This window comes from Flavitalea sp., assembly GCF_035489435.1.
Lineage (GTDB): Bacteria > Bacteroidota > Bacteroidia > Chitinophagales > Chitinophagaceae > DATHKG01.
Genome location: NZ_DATHKG010000138.1, coordinates 1 through 18,488 on the forward strand (window position 1 = coordinate 1; position 18,488 = coordinate 18,488).

Below are 18,488 nucleotides of genomic sequence, written 5' to 3' on the forward strand. Positions count from 1 at the left end.
TTCGTTAATCAGGCAGCTTAACTCTTCGCCCCTAACGGAAGAAAATTTTGAGAATTGTCTGAATGAAGGTGACAAGGTTATGCATGATCTACTTCTTGACCTCGTGTCTCGAGATAAATTTCGATTATCACGATTAGCGGAAAAGGGTGCGAACATTAAAATTAGAAATCGCGCAAGTCAGCTGTTGAAAAAAAAGAACTATCGCTAACATGGCAAAAGCGGGCGGCTGATACCCTGGCAAACAAAACACCAAGTGTGGCCCGCCTTCGCCAATACTACCACGTTAGCAGCAACCCAATGGCGACAATTCCAATATTGACATAACTGTAAGTGACAATGACAGGTAACCTCAAACTTGAACGACTTTACTTACTTCTTGATCAAGCAGAGGAGTTGGCGGAACACTTTACAGGCGGTTATTCAGACCACTTCTATTCAGCACAAGATTTTCACGCAGCACTAGCCGAAAGTATCGCAAAACTCACTGCGGGTGACATAGAGCAAATAAACAATTTGTGGTTGTGGTTTGCTCCTACTCATGACTGGGATGACTTCATACATCAAGACGGGCAGGATTTGGCCAACAACATATTTCAGCTATTAACAGATCTAAGAAACGAGTTGAATGTTTATTCTATAGTTGACTTGATAAATGACTATCAAGAAAACATTGAGCGGGTCATGCAGGCGTTCAAGCAAGAGTTCAACAGGACTGATTTATTAACCGCATACCGACACGACAAGATTTATCCGCAATTCGGGAAGTTGAAAAAATATCACATCAAGCGCTACGCATTTCACGGCATTGGCTTGACTGTTGACACCATCAACCTCACTTTACTTCTTTAAATCAGCTTTAACAAAGAAGGAAGTGCCAAAAAGAAAACCTAAAAAGGCTTGGTGGAAATTCTGGTAACAATAAGTGCGAAGAAGGGCAGCTGCTCAACATAATCATTTAGAATTACTGCGATAAAGGCATTTCATTTTGGCTACCATAGATTACCGGCTTTCCACTCAATCTTATTTCTTGATGTGCAAAAGTATACTTGCAGAAGATATTAAACAATCTTAGCTTAGTTAGCTTTAATTTATTATCAATAACTTGGAGTCTCCAATTAAAAAGTGCTGTCATCGTCATCGTGAACAGCATATTGCCCTCTCCTTTTTGCCCATTTAAACCTTTGTTCAAAGCCCCATTCATTTGCCTTATAGAAAAGTGGTCAGGTAGCACCAGGCAACTTTTATTGCAATGGTAACTATAAGGAAATAATCTAAAAATTTTAAAAAATTAAAACAATGGAAAAAAACGAAAGTACCGTTGAAGGTACAGCTGTCTCAGAAGACCCTGTGATGCAAGCCTCGTTAAGCAATGCACAAAACAAGTCTTCTGCTAATGACTCATCGAATGAAACAATCCGCCCCTTCCCCCAATTTCATGCTCCACAAGCTGACCTTGATGATTTAAAACGCCGCATTTTAGCGACAAGGTGGCCTGAAAAAGAACCTGTCAACGATCAATCGCAGGGTGTTCCTCTGGCGACAATGAAGGCACTTGCGAACTATTGGGCTACGGAGTATGATTGGCGCAAGATCGAGGCAAAACTGAATGTTTTGCCCCAGTTTATAACAGAAATTGACGGACTTGACATTCACTTTATTCACGTTCATTCGAAACACAAAAATGCACGTCCAATTATCGTCACACATGGATGGCCGGGTTCGATCCTTGAGCAACTGAAGATCGTTGGTCCGCTTACAGATCCAACTGCCTATAGTGGAAGGGCTGAAGATGCTTTTGATGTAGTAATTCCATCTATGCCAGGGTATGGATTTTCTGGAAAGCCAGGCACTACCGGCTGGGGGCCATCCCATATCGCCAATGCCTGGGTAACACTGATGAAGCGTCTTGGATACGAGAAATTTTTTGCGCAAGGCGGAGATTGGGGTGGGCTAATCACGGATGTAATGGCTGTACAGTCACCCAATAATTTACTGGGCATGGCTACAAATTTTCCTTGCACAGTTCCAACTGAAATTAATAATGCTGCTTTTGCAGGAGCTCCTGCTCCATCCGATCTTACAGCTGAGGAAAAAAAGGCGTACGACCAATTGGTCTTTTCATACAAGCACGTTTCCTACGCGTTCATTATGGGAAGCCGTCCGCAGACCTTGATTGGAACCGCGGATTCGCCCATCGGCCTCGCCACTATATTTCTTGATCACGACCAGCCTAGTTTGGCGATGATCTCCCGAATATTTGAAGGGAAGGCTGAAGGACTTACGAGAGATGATGTCCTCGACAACATCACGCTTACATGGTTGACGAACACGGCAATTTCCGGATACCGTATCTATTGGGAGAATAAGTATGCCTTTGTAACTCCACTAGGTGTCACCGTCCCGGTTGTCGTGAGCGCTTTTCCAGATGAACTCTATCAGGCTCCCAGGAGTTGGGCAGAGAAAGCATATCCAAACATGATCTACTACAAAAAACATAACAAGGGAGGGCACTTCGCTGCCTGGGAACAACCCGAACTTCTTGTTAATGATATCCGTGAAGGATTCAGATCTCTCAATTGATTTTGTAAAACGTTCATCATCTGTTTTTGGAACGGACGCCATCCTGACACAGCGTCCGTTTCTATTTTATTGTTTGAAGCCTCCTGCAACGATAAAATTTTAAACAATGAAAAACAAGGGATTACTTTTCATACCTGATATAAGCGGCTTCACTGAATTTGTTACAAACATTGAGCTTGCTCATAGCCATCATATTATCCATGAATTGATTGAAGTTTTGATTGATGAAAATGAGATGGGATTGGAGGTTTCAGAAATTGAAGGGGATGCAGTTCTTTTTTACAAATTCGGAGACTTGCCTGAACTCTCTTTGATATATGAACAGGTTGAAAGTATGTTTTTTGCGTTTCACAAACAGCTCAAGATATACGAACTACACAGAACCTGTCAATGCAAGGCTTGCAGAACTGCAATCAATCTTACATTGAAGTTCATAACCCATTATGGAGAATTCACAGGATATAAAATAAAGAATTTCTATACGCTGATTGGTGAGGATGTTATTATTGCTCACCAGTTGTTGAAAAATACTATTGATAAACATGAATATTGGTTAGTTACAAAAGGATTGGCCAATGATAATCTACCTGGGGGTTTCAGGAAGTGGATGAAGTGGGATAAAAGTAATAAACAAATTGGAGGAAACGAGGTGTCTTTTCTGTATACTCAATTATCCCCTTTAAAAGCAGCGGCAAAAACGGATAATGGAACGCAGCCAAACCAATAGTATTTTGAGTGTTTGCAGAACTCTCAATAAACTTTCAGTTGAGTATATAATTGTCGGCCCGCCAGCTTAAAATTGCATTTTCAAATGCGGCGCCATTACCCTGAATAGTCAAATATTACGCTTGTCTGCTTTCGGCAGAAGGTTCTAGATGAGCGGAAGCAAATCACAAAGCCTTATATGAAAGTTTCAAAGGAGATATTAAATGATATTGCAGATAGTTTAGAGGCTGGTCAAATTTGTTATCTCCATAAAGAAACTTTAGAGATAATTCAATTTCCTGATAAAGATAAAGACCTCTATGAGGATATGGAGGTTTGGCAAGAGGAAATTGACAAGGTATTTGATGATCGCGAAAAATATATTGAGATTAAAGGCATGGTTTCATCAGAAAGTTTTAGCGTGATGGAGAATTTTGTGCTTTCATTGGAAGATAATTTTGTCAAAAGCCGATTGTTACAGGCAATTGAGGGTCATAAGCCATTTGCCAACTTCAAACATCAAATTGCAAATGCCGGTGAATACAGGGAACTATGGTTTAAGTTCAGGAGAGATAGAAATATTGACTGGGTTCAAGAACAACTTGATTACGACATTTTGTAAGCGACAGGTAGTAAACGAAATGATTTGTAATAACATATTTTCCGGCGCGTATCTATAATAGTTATTCACTTGCAATGAGAAATGGAACTGAAATTATAAAGCTCATTATCGACATTGCAACGAATGACGACAGGATTAGAGCAGTCTTAATGAACGGTTCGAGAGCAAATCCGAATGCTATACCAGACGAGTATCAGGACTTTGACATCGTTTTTATTGTTTGTAGCCTCAATGACTTTACAAATGATCGTAGCTGGGTCAACGTTTTTGGCGACATTATTATCCGGCAACTACCCGATGAAATGAGTTTTGGAAAAAAAGATCACGATGGATTTGCATATTTGATGATATTGGAAGATGGAAATAGAATTGATCTTACTTTATATCCGTTAGAAAAAATCACTAATAATTATTGGCCCGATAGTCTCACCGTTTGTCTTCTTGATAAGGACAATCGCTTTGAAACATTGCCATTGCCAAACGACTCAGATTATTTTATTAAACAACCATCTGCAAAGGAGTTTAGCGATGTCTGTAACGAATTTTGGTGGGTTAGTACCTATGTTGCAAAGGGATTATCAAGAAATGAAGTTACGTATGCCAAAGAAATGCTTGAAACCGCCATAAGGCCGATGTTTATGAAAATCATTGAATGGAAGATTGGTGCAGATAATGATTTTTCCGTTTCATTTGGAAAGGCAGGCAGGTTTATGCATAATTATGTTTCAAATGACTTCTACAAAACGGTTTTGGAGACTTATTCAGACTCAGATATAGTGAATAACTGGAAAGCACTTTTCATTATGATCGAACTTTTCGAAAAAATCTCAAATGAACTTGCAGCCAAATTGAATTTCCGGATTGACACGATGGAACAGCAAAACGTAACCAGATATCTAAGGGAATTGTATGATTACAAAAAATGACAATCACTAATCACTGCACATTCACAAATACCTTTATCTTTATATCTACTCCTGGAATAAGACTCAACAGCAGTTTCTCTCCATTCCCTGTGGATCCAGTAACAAATAACCGACCTGTAACAGGCGGGCAAATACCGATACTTTACGAATAATTTAATCTCCCTTTACTTCCGCACATCCTTCAGGAAATAGCCCGCACCTTCTCGTGAAAATAGCCGCCTCGTGAAAATAGCCGCGCCCACCCGTGGAAATAACGGTCTCACAATTTCACTAACAATGGAATTAAAATTTTCTTCACACTAAAACCTTTAAACATGGAAACAGCAAACATGAATCTCACAGAAGTTGATTTTCTAAACGACCAGGTCGCCATTGTACAAACACTTCAACACTACATCGACGGCTCCAGGTCTGGAAAAAGCGAACTGATGCGCCCAGGCTTCCATCCTGACTCCCAACTTGTTGGTTATGTCGGCAATACCCTCTTGTTTTCACCCATCCAGGTTTTGTATGACTGGATTGACCAAAACGGACCAGCGCCTGATATTGAACCTGATTTTGCCAGTATTGAAGTGCTCGGCACTATTGCAGTTGTTCGCCTTGAAATCCGGCAGTGGTCCGGAAAAAACGCCGGCTCCGGGGTTCACATGTCTGACATATTCAATCTGATTAAGACCGAAGAAGGATGGAAAATTTCTCAAAAATTGTTTCATTGGCATTCTTAGGATATTAATGACTGTTTGCCTGAAGAATTATTGCTTTTCAAACAGTTGCCTTTATGCGGCAGCCGTTTGAATCCGAAATGTTACTCAAAAGTTTCCGGATCTATTCGCGCAATCACGGCCAATCATTTATACATTGCAGACACTGGCAATGCCAGGCTTCATTGTTGAATAAAATAGTACGGACAATAAAAAATGTACAATGAATATAGAAGACATGCAAAGCATTTGTGGTGCGATGACTGGAGTAACAGAGGACATTAAATGGGAACATGATCTTGTATTTTCAATCGGGAGCAAAATGTTTTGTGTGGTGGGGCTGGATCAGACTCCTACATCTGCTTCATTTAAAGTAAAAGATGAAGAGTTTGAGGAGATGAGTAGTTTGCCAGGATTCAAACCCGCCCCTTATGTTGCTAAATACAAATGGGTATTAATTGATGATATCAATAAAATGAATAAATCCGACTGGAAGCGCTACCTGGAACAGTCATATGATCTCGTTAAGGATAAACTTTCAACTAAGATAAAAAAGCAACTTGGGTTATCTTAGAACAAAAAAAGAAAATCAGGTCTGTCAATCTTTTGTGTTAAATTGAATATGACGAATTTCAGCGACCGTACATGCCGGAATTTCATTCATTCTTCGAACCCTGTCTGGTTGCCTCTTATACCTTTTGTGATATTTCATTAACCGTCTGCCTTCGAAATAGTAACCTGCATTTTCTGTTATCCCATGTAACGACTCAAGCTGAAGCCGGGAGCAAATAAGATTTTGTGAATCTATCCGCAACGGCGTCTCTCTTTTTAAATACATCTTTTTTAACCTTAAAATTTACAAACGATGCCTGTCATTTTCATTACGGGGTGCAGTACCGGGATCGGCTACGTTACAGCCGAAAATCTTGCCCGCAACGGCAATACAGTATACGCCACTATGCGAAATTCTGTTCAATCCCCCAAACTTCAACGGGTTGCAGACAAGGATCATTTACCCTTACATGTTTTGCCATTGGATGTGCTTAATGACGAATCTGTAGAGGCTGCAGTAAACTTTGTGATGAAAAAAGAAGGTCATATTGATGTGCTGATCAACAATGCTGGCATTAGCAGTTGGGGTGCAGTAGAAGAACTGACTATGGATTCGTTTACTTCTGACATGAACACCAATTACTTTGGTACGGTTCGATGTATCAAAGCCGTATTGCCTTCAATGCGGGAAAGAAAGTCCGGTACAATAATTAACATATCCTCTATAGCCGGTAAATTGTTTTCTAATTTCCATAGTACATACTGCGCCTCAAAAGCTGCAGTTGAAGCATTCAGCGAATCATTGGCGCAGGAAGTCCAGCCTTTCAATATAAAAGTGGTGGTTATCGAACCTTCAATTATCGAAACACCCATTTTCAATAAGGCCAGGGAAATCCCCGCAGGTACAAAGTATCCCGGTATCAAAAGGTATATGTCATTATTTGCTGCAGCTTTGGAAGCCCATGACTCACCTGAAAAGGTGGCCGAACTTATAAAAGAGATAGTATCCGGGAAGGCCGGCAGCTTTAGAAGACCCGTTGGAATCACTGCAGAAGGCTTTTTAAATTTTAGAACATCGATGAGTGATGATGAGTGGGTAAACAGTGTGTCAGTGACTGATGAAGAGTGGGTAGCCGGGATGGAACAAATGGGATTACCTGTTGGCACTTATATGCGGACAAATGCTTTGCCACAGTTGAATAAGCTGGTATTGGCTGAGCATGAGGTTTAATTTTTCATGGCAAGATGTTTTCACAGGACGTTTTCCCACACTTTCAGATTATAGGTTTGCTTAACTTAAAAATAGTTTGACGATGAAAATCTTCACAAAGATCCTTATTGGGGTACTTATTGTTACAACGCTAATCCCCATTTATATAGGAATACTTTGTTTAATTGATCAGTCAGACGCATTACAGTTTTTCAGCGTTAAATCGCTGTCAGCTGACTTAGAGAAGTTGTTTTTTGTTCTTGGAGGATTTATGCTGGCATCTGCTGTTATGCCAGTTCTTGCTATTGTATGGATAATTAAAAGAAAAACGCAAGGGTTTACTCTTGCTTATATCGTGGGCTTTATTGCTTTCGCCAGGGGTATCCTGACAATGATAAATTTTAATGTTCACAATATTGTGGACAATAAGCTAACAGCTACCCCGCTGGCAATCGGAGCCCTGATATTAATTATAACATTTATAGCAACCAGGAAGGAAGTCAAATATAAACCAGCTTCCAAATTGCCAGTTTATAATTAGTGCTGCATTCTGAACCAGTGATAACTGACACTATCAATTCAACAGACAATGAAAATGCAAATGTTGATTATTGGCCTGTTAACTGTTCTGCTATTATTTTTTGGCTGCACCGGCAACCCGGGGAGCAACACAATACTAAATCAATCAAACACGAAAGAAATGATCGTTACTGCCGACACGCTGAAGCAAGTCCTGGAGGCCTTCAATAGACATGATCTCGACGCGATAATGGAGTATTTTGCAGACGACTGCACTCTTGATATGCCTCGTGGACCTGAACCGACAGGTAAACGCTATATTGGCAAAGAGCAGGTGCGGGAAGCACTTGCGGGTCGGTTCAAAGGTATTCCTGACGTTCATTATGGGGAGGACCGTCATTGGATGGCAGGAGAGCGGGGAGTTTCAGAATGGACGTTAACCGGGACAACAACGGCTGGTGTTAGTCTGAATGTTCGGGGCTGTGACCTTTGGGAGTTTCGGAATGGCAAAATTATCAGAAAGGATTCCTTTTGGAAAATAGTCGAGCGCTAAGCTCAGGTCACAATTCGACATACCTCAACAACGCAAATGACTGAACTAACCGGTTAACTTGTTACACTCTAAACTCCTGATATGAACATCATTCAGCAACATCGTCGAAAATTTCTTCAAACTGGAACGGTGGGGTTTTTTACTGCACTTTTTACAGGTCTGACAAAAATCAGTTATGCTAAACTCCTTTCACCCCGGGTTAAAGGAATTGTTGTACATGCAGATGAAGGAACCCATATTCTTACCGGAAGAAGGAAAGTGCCAATATCCATTAAGCTCTCAAAAGCAAAGCATGGAATAGAAGGTGTTTCATTTTGTATAGAAGAACAGAGTCCTGGCCGGAAGATGCGCATCCATAAACATTTGCACAATGATGAACTTATTTTTATTCACAAGGGCCAGGGTACATTAACCATGGATAATGAATCTATTGAAGTGAAAACCGGGGATGTAGCATTCGTTCCAAGAGGAACATGGCATGGGTTGGATAATACCGGTAACGAACAGCTGCTAATGGCTTTCCAGTATTCGCCAGCTGGATTCGAAGAATATTTTATCGAAAATGGTACACCTGCCGGAATGCCGGCCAAAGAAAAAACGGAAGAAGAATACGCAGAAACTGAGAAAAAATATGGAATGGTTTATAAAGAAATCAAATGAAATCCTATTTAGGCGGCTACTTTTTGATAAAACTTAAACCCCTTCTTTTCGGAACTGAAATTGGGAAACTTGTTTATAGTTGCAGTGAATGTATAAATGACCATTTGGTAGATATGTGGTCTTACTCCTGGACAAATGACAATGATAAACTTGCGGGAGCGGCCAAAGAAAATTTTATTCTGACAGATGAAAATATTATTTCAATCAGGAAATGGGTAGATAGTAAACACTATGAAAATAAGCTGGTCTGGCCATATATTTTCACGGACATCGAAAGTGTATCCGAGTATAAAAAAATCTTCTTTTCACATTTGGGAGATATAAAAATTATCGGATTGTATTTTGACGAAGAAGCCGCAGCAGAAATTTTAGAGAAATTTACGCCAACGTTAAACAAGATAGCAGAAATTGGATTGCGTACTACACTCGCGAAGAAAGTGCCGGAAGCTGAATATGAAAATGAAATACTGATAGGGTTTGACCTTATTGGAATAGATGCAGGTGGTAGCTTTCATACTTTTTATTGCCATAATAAAGGAAGAGAACTGGAAAGTAAGTTTGGACTAAAACTTAATAGATACGGCCTTTTTGATACTTCGAAGAATTTTAAGAAAGTTCTCGACTATATAAATATTCCAACTAATGGTTTCGAGCCCAATCCCTGGTTTGTGGCAAAAATAAAATTAGTGAATAGCAGGAATTTAAGGAATTAGGCGGGATCAGGACTGAATTGCTTTTTTTGAAACAATTTTGGTAAATTCAGTATAGATATCTTAATGAACTTTAAACTTTATTTTATGCGTAATCTACAAACAACTTTACTTTACAGATGGTTCGATGAGGTGTGGAACAAAGATGATGAAAACGCAATTGATAAACTACTAACTCCAACTGCTACGGCGAAAGGCATTGTGCCTGATGATCAACCCAAGGGACCAAAAGGTTTCAAGATTTTTTTTAATGATTTTCGAAGACAATTTCATAACGTTAATGTAAAGGTAGAAGATGCCATTGCGCAGGATGATATTGAATCAGCCAGGACAACGGTTTCAGCTATCCATACAGAAAGCGGGAAGCCTGTAACATTTTCAGGTATCTGTATGGTAAAGGTTGCTGATGGCAAAATTGCGGAAGCCTGGAACAGTTACGATTTTTTAGATCTGTATCAACAATTGGGACAGAAGTTGGCTCCGGTTGAGTAATTCAGAATCGATGTAGATTTTATTATAGAGATATAGCCTCAAGATGGCAGTGCCGATCGGTATTCTTCCAATAATTGCTAAATGAAATTTAATGTTATATTACTCCTGGTTAATTTTATAGCCGGGTGTGCGCCTTCTTTTAATCCGGATGAATCCTACAAAAAGAAAATGCAGGAAATCCCTGGCCGTGTTGAATGCGAATATTTTGATACAGGGGGTGAAGGAGTTGCTTATCATGATATGGATAGTGTAAATAATGGAAGTGGGAAATTAAACCCGGTAAATGGAAATTTGCTTAACGAATTTCGCATCCATGAAGGTGTGGATATATCCTACACCAAGACGCGCTTAATTGATAATAATCCTTACAATAAAGTCGCCCCGGATTCAAATCAATTATACGTTGGTTGGACAATGCCAGGTGAATGGATAAACTACACAGTTCATGTTAATCAAGCTGCATTTTACCGCGTTGGTATGATGTACACTGCAAATGGAGATGGAATTATTTCGCTGGACTTAGACGGACAGTCCGTAGCAGGTCATTTAGTAGTTCCTTCAACAAACGACGTTAAGGATACAATTGACTGGAGACAGTGGCATCATTGGAACAAAGTGGATTCACTCACAACCATAAAAATGGAAAGAGGTACTCATAAACTGAAGGTTCATATTGTGGAGCATGGCCAAATGAATCTTGACTTTTTCGAATTTACAAACACCGGCAAAATTGAAGATTGATCACAAAAAAAACCGCATAGATATAATGCGGTATATGAATTTCATAAATCACTCTAATGCGCAGGCGCTTCAGTTTTATGCTTAGCCGGATCGAAATCATCCTGCGTATTTTTTTCAGATTTTTTCTCGTGCTCAGGACCTTCATTCCTGCTTTCGATATCGTGCTTTTTATTTAGTTCATCCATTTTAGGATCGTGGTCGCTTGGATTTTCTCCAAGTTTTTTCAGCTTAGCCAGTTGGTCATCAATTTCCTTTTTCAATTCTTCCCCTGGCTTTGGGTTATCCCAGGTTTGTTGATTCGGGCCAATAGGTTTTGGTCCTTTGCCTGTTGAAGCCCCTTCATCTTTGGGCGCTGGTTGTCCTTCGGCTTTTGCTTGTTGTGGTTGTCCTTCAGCTTTTGTTTCGGATTGTCCCTGACTTTCTGCCGCCGGTTGTTCACTGGTTTTAGCTTCGGGCTTTCCGCTTGTTTTTTCTTCAGGTTGTTCCTGACTTTCTACTACAGGTTGCTTACTGGTTTTTGCTTCGGTCTTTGCAGTTGTTTTTACTTCAGGTTGACCTTCGCTTTTTTCTTTAGCCTGATCCTTGTTCTTTTCCTTGTTATTGCCTTCATTCTTTGCTTTAGGTTGGACTTTGGTATTTTTGGTGGATTGGGCTTTTTCCTTTGATCCGGGCTGCTCCTCCGATTTCATGGTTTGTCCCTGCGACTTTGGGCTTTCGGTTTTTGGCTCATTGCCGGTACTATTTTCCTCCAGATAAGATCTCAGTGCTTCCAGTCCGCGATCCCAGCCTTGCTTGTGTATGTCTGTCGATTTTTCGTCTATGAATCCTTCCTGTTTAACGTTCAGCCGGCTTTTGCCTTCCCCGGGAATAAAATCAATAGTTAGTGTGTAATCGCCATTTTTCATTTCATTATGTTCAAGGTCCCAGCTCCAGCTGTACACCAACCTTTTATTCTCAACAACTTCCTGATACTCACCGCTAATATGAAATTTTTTATCTCCGTCAAACTCATATTCTACAGTTCCGCCTGGCTTCAGGTCATTAACTACCCTGGATAAATTTTTATTAAAGGGATGCCACCATTCTTTCAATTTTTCTTCACTGTTCCAGGCCTCATAGAGTTGTTCGACCGGGACACGAAATTCCTTTGTGGTCTCCACGACGATTGGATTATCATTGTTTACCATAACTATGTTTTATATAGAAAACAAAAGAATCGTGCCGCTATAAAGTCAAAATTGGAAGACAACCTAAATGTGTTGATTTCACGCAATCCATCTATGAAATCAAAGTTGAAATCAAAGAAGGTTGGTACTTTTTATGTGTGATATGAATTGTTTATTAAACCACCACTGTTACTTTAAGAAAAGTCGCAGGTATCGAAGTCTTATTTGAATCTGTGCTTTTGTTTTGATTATTAAACAAAGTTGTCAACTCGTCTTGTAGTTGCGAAGCCTTTCCATTTTTCTCTGCAGCTTCAAAAGCATTCATAGTGGGACCGTAAAAGTTTTTGAATTTATTTACGAATTCTGCCGGTGAATCAGGCGATCTGAAAGTGAAACTTTCCCTGGCGAAAGTTATATTTTCCTTTGGTATACCCGCATTAACAAAACGTTCTATAACATTGCTTTCCACACCCCACAACATAGGGCTGATGAAATCTTCAGGTGGAGGCGGTGTATATGCGGAACTGATCTTTAATATCTGTGCCACCAGCGTTGGGTCTCCCGGTATCCAGTTTCCCATCACGATTCTTCCACCACGACGCGTAACCCTAACCATTTTTTTTGCAACATCAAATGGTTTGGGCGCGAACATAGCTCCAAAGATGCTGACAACAAGATCAAAACTTTCGTCTTCCAGGTCTTTCAGGTCAGATGCATCGCCTTCCTGGAAATTACAATTTGCAAGGCCTTCTTCTTTAGCCCGGAGATTTCCTGCAGCAACAAGATTGCTGGCTATGTCAACACCCAGCACTTCTGCTCCAAGCTTAGCTTCAGGAATAGCAGTAGTACCATCACCACAACCTAAATCAAGAACTTTAAGACCTTTGGTAATCCCGAGTCCCCCGACAAATTCAGTACCACTTTCCCGCATAGTTTCAGCAATTTGTGTGAAATCACCTTTTTCCCATAATGTTTTGTTTGGATTCATTTTGATTGGGGTTTAGAATTTCAAATTAGGATTATTAAACAAATCTTCGCGTTTTCTTTCTTTGTGACTCTGATATAGATAAGTCTAATTTCGATGCATGAAGTTTTTCCTGGCAGCATTTTTTTTCAATTGTTTTTTTGCAACAACAGCTCAAACATTACGCACCCGAACTACAAAATTGATGGGTGCCCGATTTGATATCACCATTGTTGCAAAGGACTCCATCACTGCCGAACAATATATCGATAGCTGTATCGCGGAAATCAGGAGAATCGAGTACCTGATCTCAGATTGGATAGATACTACACAGGTTGGAAGAATAAATAAAAATGCCGGAATAAAGCCTGTAATAGTTGATAAGGAATTGTTGCAACTGACACAAAGAGCTATCAGTCTTTCAAAGCTCACGAATGGCGCATTTGATATCAGCTTCGCCGCAATGGAAAGGATCTGGATTTTTGATGGCAGCATGACAGTGAAACCAACATCGGAACAGGTTCGTAAAGCAAAAGAAAAAGTGGGATACAGGAACATTATCATCGATACTTTAAACTCCACGATATTACTTAAAGAAAAAGGCATGAAGATTGGTTTTGGCGCGCTCGGAGAAGGTTATGCTGCTGATCGTTGCCGGGATATAATGTTGAAGAAAGGCATCAGGGCAGGTATCGTTAATGGATCGGGAGATATGAACACCTGGGGCACTCAGCCTGATGGATCACCATGGAACATAGGCATTACCAATCCTTTTCAGAAGAACAAACTTTATGCAGTGGTCCCGTTAAAAGAAGGCGCAGTTGTTACTTCAGGTAGTTATGAGAAGTATGCTGAAATCAATGGCAAACGATATTCGCATATCATCAACCCCTTAACTGGCTACCCGGCGACAGGGTTGATCAGCGTAACAGTATTCGGACCAGATGCTGAAATGGCAAACGGATTCAGCACTTCTATTATGGTGCTCGGAAAAGGCAAGGGAATGAAACTCCTTGAACGCTTTCCTGAATACAGTTGTATTATGATTTCAGAAAACGGAAAGTTCTATAAATCGAAAAACCTTAACCTGGATGAATACATGATAAAAGAATAATAAGTTTGAAAGTTAGAGATTTGGAAAGTTTTAGTAACAATCCGTAAGGATCTTTCCATTTAAATGTAGCGTATCCACATCCAACCCAGCTTGAGCTTTACAGATATCTCCCAACACTTCGAGCACATCTTTCTGCATGGCGAGAGATCCGCAGATCATTACCACACCACCGCTGGCAAGCAGACTACCAATCTTAGCAGCAGAGCGCGACAACAAAGTCATTACATATTCCTTTGCGCCTTCGCGGGATAAGGCTAAGTGCAGGGATTCCAGCTGTCCGGCAGCTTTTTGTTCCAGGAGAAAATCCTCATACAAAACGAAAGATCGCTGAAACCTAAAACCACAATATAAATGAACCGGAACTTTCTTTTTGTTATCACTGATCATTCCCAAAAACGGTGCGATGCCCGTACCGTTCGAAATCATAATCACGGAAGATGCTTTGACAGGAAAATGAAAATGTTCATTTTTCACGATGCGTGCCTGGATTGAAGTACCGGAAGAGAGGGCATCTAGAAATGTTGAAGCTAGTCCCTGGTGGTAATATTTTACGCTCAGCTGAATCTCTTTATCGATCGTGCCTATAGAATACAAACGCTCGCGATGATCATTGGCGGGATATATAGCAAGCAGATCGCCGGATCGGACCCTTGCTTTTTTCGGGGGCGTTAAACGTATCAGGAAAGTATCATCAGCAGCAGCCATCACTGTTTTATCTTTTACTATCATCCTGCGCAAATCCTTGTGATTTTCTGTGCCAATCAAATCCGGTGTCAGGCTAACGGTCATGCCTGTGTGCTGCGACCAGGCATTGCACCAGGCAGCAAAGTCTTCAGGTGACCGGTCGTTTACGGTAAACACTTCCGTGCTTCGGGATGCCCATTGTTTGTGACTCAACATCAAATCAGCCTCGAGGCCGAATTTGCAATAGTCAGCATAAGTCCGGGAACCAAAAGCCAGGACCGAAAAGCCAAAAACATGATCCTGTGGATATTTCGATAACCTCGAAGAAAAATGATTTGCGTTGGAGGGCGGATCACCGAGACCATAAGTACTGGTCATCACGATCAACTGTTCCATCAAAGGAAAGCTGCGGTATTTATCCATATCGGTCAGGTAAACCTTTTTTCCCTGGGTTACCAACTGTTGAAAGGCTGCCCGCGCAAAACGCATCGTGGTGCCGTTTTCAGAACCAACAAGAATCACTACCGGGCTTTCATCAGGCTTAAACTTGTTTTTCAACACATTCGCCCTCCGGCGCCACATGATTACAAAACCGGAATAGATAAAAAAGAGAATATAACCGGAACTGATTGCGAGTACAATCGCCCAGATGATCCCATTCCGTCCGGTGTGCCAACGCAGACTAAAAGCACTCAGCTTTGCCGCAGTAGAATAATTTTTTCCTGCAATTACATTCCCTGTAAACTGGTTCACCATTGCAACCCGATCATGCAGCCTGATAGTATAATAGTCTTCAGGGAATTCAGAAAAAGGAAACTCGAGCGACTGCAATGCTGAGAGCTTTAATTCCCTGAAAAGCGGGAAATCTTTTACATTATGAGCCGGCTCTTCTGCCAGGTTATCGGTCTCTGCCTGCAGCTTTGCTTCAGCAGCATTTATCCATTCAAAACGTGTCACTGTTAAATAAGTACCCGTGGCAGCAATAAATATAATTGGGAACAGCACCACCCGACCGAAAACCACATGATAGTATTGAGCCCAGTTTAGTCGTTCAATGTGGGCGAAAAAACGCAGGATACCCTTTTGCCGCTGGATCACGAGGATGATGCCTGAAAGCCCGATAAGGATAAGCAGAAAAGAAGCAAGCCCCACTAGAAAACGGCCGGTCTCATGAAGGAACAAAGAACGGTGAAGTGCAGTGGCCCATTTAAAAAATTCAGATTGTTCCTTTACAGCACCGAGGATCTTACCATCCCGGGGATCGATGTATGATTTCTTTGCAATACCAGCTTCGTCTGTCCATTCAAGAACCACAAAGCCATTATCATCAACATTTAATTTCTGAAGATCTTTATAATTATTCTTAACCAGGGGTACCACTTCTGCCAGGCTCAGCTTTTCTGCACCGTGTACGCGGTACTCCTGCATCTTGCCGGCAATAGGTTCAAAAGCCAGCATAATGCCCGTTACCGAAGCCAGGGTGAGCAATAAAAAAGAAGATACAGCCAATAAAAGGTGGCTGTATCTCCAGACAGATATGATCATATCAATTAAGAAATATTAGTTGGCACTGAAACGCACGTAACGTATATAGTTGGTGCCATCTTTTTTGCTGCCAAGTCCTTCGGTAGTTAGCGGAACTTCAAGATCCTTTACATGGTATTCTTTGTCTTCCACTGCACTTTCAAATCGTAGTGTATAACCCGCATTGATCTTAGCCGTTTCCATTTCAAGTGTCACCACGCTGCGATCACCGCCTGCTACTGAAGCACCGGTGATAGCGCTGATATTGGTGGGTTTTTTCTTGTAAGCCTTGTGCCATTCTTTTATATCAGGATACCATTCCTTATCGGAACCCATCACTGATAATGTTTTTTCATAAGCACCTTTCGGATCAATCAATGATACTACTATGTAAGCGCCTTCTCCAACATAATTCGACATCTGCACCATACACTTATACTTTGTGGTTTGTGCCGGAAGAACAAAAGACGCACAAATCGCAACTATCACCAGAGCCATCCTGTAAAACTGCATACTATTATTTTAAAAACCCGAGAGAGACGTTTTGTTTAGAAAAATTTTCATTTTCACTGGCAAGGTCAAATGCGGTTTCACTGAAACTGGTCTTGATGTCCTTCCTGGCACCAACAGAAATCAGGTACTTCATCACAACATCATCCTTACCCAGCATTGCTGCCTTGTGCAAAGCGGTGAAGCCTTCCTTGTTGGTGGCGTTGACATCCACGTTCAATGTACTTACGAGCTTCAGCAGGTTAACATCGTTTTTAGCTACGGCCAGGTGATAAAGTGTATTTCCATTTGGCTGAACGGCCCTGATATCCAGTCCAGCTTTTTTCAGAATTTCAAGTTTAGCCTCGAATTCCTTTGACTGGCGCGGGTTATAGGCATCCAGCAGGTAAACAGTAAGGTTATCACCTCTGGAATCCTTTACATCTGTTTTAGCACCTTTTTCTACCAGGTATTCTACAACTTCAGGACTATTGCCGCGGACTGCCATTGTCAGTGCAGTGAGTCCATCCTTGTTAGCCTTATTGATATCGGCGATGCCTGGACGAAGCAGTTCAAGTGTTCCAGGCTCACGGTTAACAGCAGCCGCATTCATGAACACATTATTGCCGTCATTGTTTGCCTGGTCAACCTTTACACCTTTGTCCAGGAAATATTGGATCATCTTGTCCTGCCCCGGGCGACGTACGATCAGGTGCAATACGTTTTCACCATTTTTGCTGAGTACGTTTAGCTTAATGCCTAAGGTTTCCAGGTACTGGAAAGTTTCTATCGGCGCTGCGCCACGTCGGCTGCCTTGCGCTGCCATAATCATGGCGTTGTCGGTATAGGGGATACCTTTGGCTTTAAGCGTTTTCATCAACTCTATATTACCGGCACGTGCTGCATAGTTGAATGCAGTATTGCCCTGCGCATCGGTGCTTTTCAGGCTTAGTCCTTTGGAAATGAAATATTCAGTGAGTTTACCATCAGCATCAGAAGGTAATACCAGTAACAAAGCATTGGCACCTTCATGGGTAAGATCTTTTTTGAGATCCGCGCCATTTTTCAGACAGAGATCATAAACTTTGATATCCTTCTGGCCACCGTTTGCGGCAAAGTTCAAAACTGAATAACCGTGGTTGTCCTGCTGACCGGCAATTTTTGCTCCTTTGGAAATGAGATGTTCCATCAATTCGGTGTTACCCCTGCTTGCGGCCCAGAAAATATATGTGCGACCGTCATGGGTAAGTTTGTTTATATCATTACCTTTTTGTTCCAACAGGTACTTGACCGATTCATTTGGGGCTCCACCGTTAATGGCCAAAACCACGGGATCGAAATTGGATGGGTTGAACTCAGCCGGGTTATTGCCTTTTTCAATTTCAAACTTGATGGCATCCGGTCCGGGTTTGGTTTGCCAGAAGGCGGCATCAAGGAAAACGTTTTTTTGTTGTGCCTGTATCGCCAGGCTCATGAAGAAGAATAGTCCTAAGATTATATATTTCATTTTCAGAATTGTATGATGTTAAAATTAGTGATGAACCGACCTTGAGATATTACGAATGCCGGAAAATCC

Annotated in this window: 21 protein-coding genes; 16 read left to right on the plus strand and 5 right to left on the minus strand. The window is 41.2% G+C overall.

Annotated features, from left to right (window positions below; all coding sequences use genetic code 11):
- From VK664_RS21705 to VK664_RS21775, 15 genes are all read left to right on the plus strand, one after another.
- Positions 1-208, plus strand: a 208-nt coding sequence (locus VK664_RS21705) for a hypothetical protein (protein ID WP_461400803.1), incomplete at its 5' end; no start/stop codon positions are given.
- A gap of 128 nt (positions 209-336) precedes the next feature.
- On the plus strand, positions 337-849 hold the full coding sequence (locus VK664_RS21710) for a DUF6896 domain-containing protein (RefSeq protein WP_461400804.1): 513 nt from the start codon (positions 337-339) through the stop codon (positions 847-849).
- Positions 850-1,296: 447 nt separating this feature from the next.
- A complete protein-coding gene (locus VK664_RS21715) occupies positions 1,297-2,580 on the plus strand; it encodes an epoxide hydrolase family protein (protein ID WP_461400805.1) in 1,284 nt (427 codons plus the stop codon).
- A gap of 106 nt (positions 2,581-2,686) precedes the next feature.
- Complete coding sequence (locus tag VK664_RS21720) at positions 2,687-3,307, plus strand: DUF2652 domain-containing protein (protein WP_461400806.1); 621 nt, start codon at positions 2,687-2,689, stop codon at positions 3,305-3,307.
- Positions 3,308-3,484: 177 nt separating this feature from the next.
- Entirely contained in the window at positions 3,485-3,907 is a 423-nt protein-coding gene (locus VK664_RS21725) for a UPF0158 family protein (protein WP_461400807.1), read from the plus strand.
- A 74-nt stretch (positions 3,908-3,981) separates the two neighbouring features.
- Positions 3,982-4,833, plus strand: a complete 852-nt coding sequence (locus VK664_RS21730; protein ID WP_461400808.1) for an aminoglycoside 6-adenylyltransferase — start codon at positions 3,982-3,984, stop codon at positions 4,831-4,833.
- Between the two features lie 314 nt (positions 4,834-5,147).
- Positions 5,148-5,558: a nuclear transport factor 2 family protein gene (locus VK664_RS21735; protein ID WP_461400809.1), complete on the plus strand. Its 411-nt coding sequence runs from the start codon at positions 5,148-5,150 to the stop codon at positions 5,556-5,558.
- A 199-nt stretch (positions 5,559-5,757) separates the two neighbouring features.
- Positions 5,758-6,108 carry an MmcQ/YjbR family DNA-binding protein gene (locus VK664_RS21740; protein WP_461400810.1) on the plus strand — a complete coding sequence of 117 codons (351 nt, stop codon included), beginning with the start codon at positions 5,758-5,760 and terminating at the stop codon, positions 6,106-6,108.
- Between the two features lie 291 nt (positions 6,109-6,399).
- Positions 6,400-7,317 carry an SDR family oxidoreductase gene (locus VK664_RS21745; protein WP_461400811.1) on the plus strand — a complete coding sequence of 306 codons (918 nt, stop codon included), beginning with the start codon at positions 6,400-6,402 and terminating at the stop codon, positions 7,315-7,317.
- Between the two features lie 82 nt (positions 7,318-7,399).
- The gene (locus tag VK664_RS21750) at positions 7,400-7,837 is read left to right on the plus strand and encodes a hypothetical protein (RefSeq protein WP_461400812.1); all 438 of its coding nucleotides are present in this window, start codon (positions 7,400-7,402) and stop codon (positions 7,835-7,837) included.
- Between the two features lie 48 nt (positions 7,838-7,885).
- Complete coding sequence (locus tag VK664_RS21755; protein WP_461400813.1) at positions 7,886-8,368, plus strand: nuclear transport factor 2 family protein; 483 nt, start codon at positions 7,886-7,888, stop codon at positions 8,366-8,368.
- An 81-nt stretch (positions 8,369-8,449) separates the two neighbouring features.
- Positions 8,450-9,028, plus strand: a complete 579-nt coding sequence (locus VK664_RS21760; protein WP_461400814.1) for a cupin domain-containing protein — start codon at positions 8,450-8,452, stop codon at positions 9,026-9,028.
- Positions 9,025-9,741, plus strand: coding sequence for a hypothetical protein (locus VK664_RS21765; protein WP_461400815.1), 717 nt, complete (start codon positions 9,025-9,027; stop codon positions 9,739-9,741). Before VK664_RS21760 ends, VK664_RS21765 begins: the two co-directional genes overlap by 4 nt.
- A gap of 84 nt (positions 9,742-9,825) precedes the next feature.
- Complete coding sequence (locus tag VK664_RS21770; protein WP_461400816.1) at positions 9,826-10,230, plus strand: ester cyclase; 405 nt, start codon at positions 9,826-9,828, stop codon at positions 10,228-10,230.
- A gap of 81 nt (positions 10,231-10,311) precedes the next feature.
- Positions 10,312-10,971, plus strand: a complete 660-nt coding sequence (locus VK664_RS21775; protein ID WP_461400817.1) for a carbohydrate-binding protein — start codon at positions 10,312-10,314, stop codon at positions 10,969-10,971.
- Between the two features lie 53 nt (positions 10,972-11,024).
- Here VK664_RS21775 and VK664_RS21780 read toward each other — a convergent pair whose 3' ends face one another.
- Positions 11,025-12,158 carry an SRPBCC family protein gene (locus tag VK664_RS21780; protein WP_461400818.1) on the minus strand — a complete coding sequence of 378 codons (1,134 nt, stop codon included), beginning with the start codon at positions 12,156-12,158 and terminating at the stop codon, positions 11,025-11,027.
- Positions 12,159-12,312: 154 nt separating this feature from the next.
- Positions 12,313-13,125 (minus strand): class I SAM-dependent methyltransferase, encoded by an 813-nt coding sequence (locus VK664_RS21785; protein ID WP_461400819.1) that lies wholly within the window; start codon positions 13,123-13,125, stop codon positions 12,313-12,315.
- A gap of 97 nt (positions 13,126-13,222) precedes the next feature.
- On the opposite strand from VK664_RS21785, the gene VK664_RS21790 reads away from it, so the two are divergent.
- Positions 13,223-14,215, plus strand: coding sequence for an FAD:protein FMN transferase (locus VK664_RS21790; protein ID WP_461400820.1), 993 nt, complete (start codon positions 13,223-13,225; stop codon positions 14,213-14,215).
- 30 nt (positions 14,216-14,245) lie between these two features.
- On the opposite strand, the gene VK664_RS21795 is transcribed toward VK664_RS21790, so the two are convergent.
- Genes VK664_RS21795 through VK664_RS21805 form a run of 3 tightly spaced genes read right to left on the minus strand, consistent with a single transcriptional unit; the run spans position 14,246 to position 18,419 of the window.
- Positions 14,246-16,444 carry a PepSY domain-containing protein gene (locus tag VK664_RS21795; RefSeq protein ID WP_461400821.1) on the minus strand — a complete coding sequence of 733 codons (2,199 nt, stop codon included), beginning with the start codon at positions 16,442-16,444 and terminating at the stop codon, positions 14,246-14,248.
- Positions 16,445-16,459: 15 nt separating this feature from the next.
- A complete protein-coding gene (locus tag VK664_RS21800) occupies positions 16,460-16,936 on the minus strand; it encodes a DUF2271 domain-containing protein (protein WP_461400822.1) in 477 nt (158 codons plus the stop codon).
- A gap of 4 nt (positions 16,937-16,940) precedes the next feature.
- On the minus strand, positions 16,941-18,419 hold the full coding sequence (locus VK664_RS21805; protein WP_461400823.1) for an ankyrin repeat domain-containing protein: 1,479 nt from the start codon (positions 18,417-18,419) through the stop codon (positions 16,941-16,943).
- Positions 18,420-18,488: the final 69 nt, after the last annotated feature.